This is a genomic window from Streptomyces sp. NPDC043870, from assembly GCF_056435785.1.
Genome location: NZ_JBWKDT010000135.1, coordinates 1 through 1,658 on the forward strand (window position 1 = coordinate 1; position 1,658 = coordinate 1,658).

Annotated in this window: 1 protein-coding gene; it reads left to right on the plus strand. The window is 70.7% G+C overall.

All coding sequences use genetic code 11. The annotated features are described in order from the left end of the window. Window positions 1-122 precede the first annotated feature (122 nt). Window positions 123-1,499 (plus strand): IS1380 family transposase, encoded by a 1,377-nt coding sequence (locus tag AC0699_RS39685; RefSeq protein ID WP_478671580.1) that lies wholly within the window; start codon window positions 123-125, stop codon window positions 1,497-1,499. The last annotated feature ends 159 nt before the right edge of the window (window positions 1,500-1,658 follow it).

Below are 1,658 nucleotides of genomic sequence, written 5' to 3' on the forward strand. Positions count from 1 at the left end.
CCTCGCGCTTTCACGAAGCAGGCTGTCCAAGAGCTGATCAGAAACGCGGAAAGTGCCCTTGACCTGCAACGATGGGACTTGCTGAGGGTCCTGTTGGCCGCAAGGAAAAGAGCACTTTCCAGGTGAGAGAGCCTATCTCGTCGTACCCGCGTGTCCGTGTCCAGGAGGACGGCCGCCAGGTGGTCTCGCAGGCCGGTTCGGTCCTGCTGGTGGAGACGGTCCGCAAGGCCGGTCTTGACCAGGCGATATCCGCCGCGCTTGCTCCGTGGCGGAGGCCACGGGCCGTCCACGATCCGGGGAAGGTCGTCCTGGACCTCGCCCTGGCGGTCGCGACGGGCGGGGACTGCCTGGCCGACGTGGGCATGCTGCGGGCGGAGCCGGCCATGTTCGGGCCGGTCGCCTCCGATCCGACGGTCTCCCGCCTGATCGACGTCCTCGCCTCCTCCGGCGACACCGCCCTTCGGGCGATCCGCGCCGCTCGGGCCGAAGTCCGCGACAAGGTCTGGAAGTTGGCGGGCCGGAAGGCGCCGGACGCGCACGGGACGGTGACCGTCGACCTGGACGGGGTGCTGGTGACCGCGCACTCCGACAAGCAGGACGCCGCCCCGACCTGGAAGCGGACCTATGGCCACCACCCGCTGATGGGGTTCGTCGACCACGGCCCGGGCGGCACCGGGGAACCCGTCGCGGCCCTGCTCAGGCCGGGCAATGCGGGCTCGAACACAGCCTCCGACCACATCACCGCCGCCCGCCTGGCCCTCGCTCAACTACCGGAGAAGTACCGCCGCGGACGGCGGACTCTCATCCGCACCGACTCCGCGGGCGGCACCCATGGCTTCGTCGCGTGGCTCGCCCAGCGGGGACGCTGGCTGTCCTACTCCGTCGGCATGGTGATCACCGACGCGATCCACCAGCACGTGCTGAAGGTGCCCGCGCAGGCCTGGACACCGGCCGTCGAGGCGGACGGCGAGATCCGGGACGGCGCCTGGGTCGCCGAACTCACCGGCGATGTCGTGGCTGGCTGGCCGAAGGGCATGCGGCTCATCGTCCGCAAGGAAAGGCCGCACCCCGGGGCCCAGTTGAGGCTCACCGACGCGGACGGCATGCGGCTCACGTGCTTCGCGACGAACACCACCGGCCTGCCGATCGCCGAACTGGAGCTCCGCCACCGCCTGCGGGCCCGGGCAGAGGATCGGATCAGGGCCGCCCGGGCCACCGGCCTGCGCAACCTACCCCTGCATGACACCGCCCAGAACCGCGTCTGGCTGGAGATCGTGCAGATCGCGCTGGACCTGCTGGCCTGGATGGCGATGCTCGCGCTGACCGGCAAGGCCCGGCTCTGGGAACCCAGGCGCCTGCGGCTCCGACTGTTCACCGCGGCGGGACACCTCGTCACCACCGGCCGCCGGCGGATCCTCCGCCTTGCCCGGCACTGGCCCTGGACCCACGACATCACCATCGCCCTGGACCGGCTCGCCCTGCTACCCCACCCTGACTGACCAGCAGCTTCCCGTCTCGACGACAGCACCACCCGACCCGGAGCAGTGGAACCCGGCGCCCACCCGACACGACAGTCGGGCCTCCGCGCTGCCCTCGCCAGCCACAGAACGCACGACGGTCTGCCGACTCCGTCGGCAGACCGTCAAGAAAGATCGAGG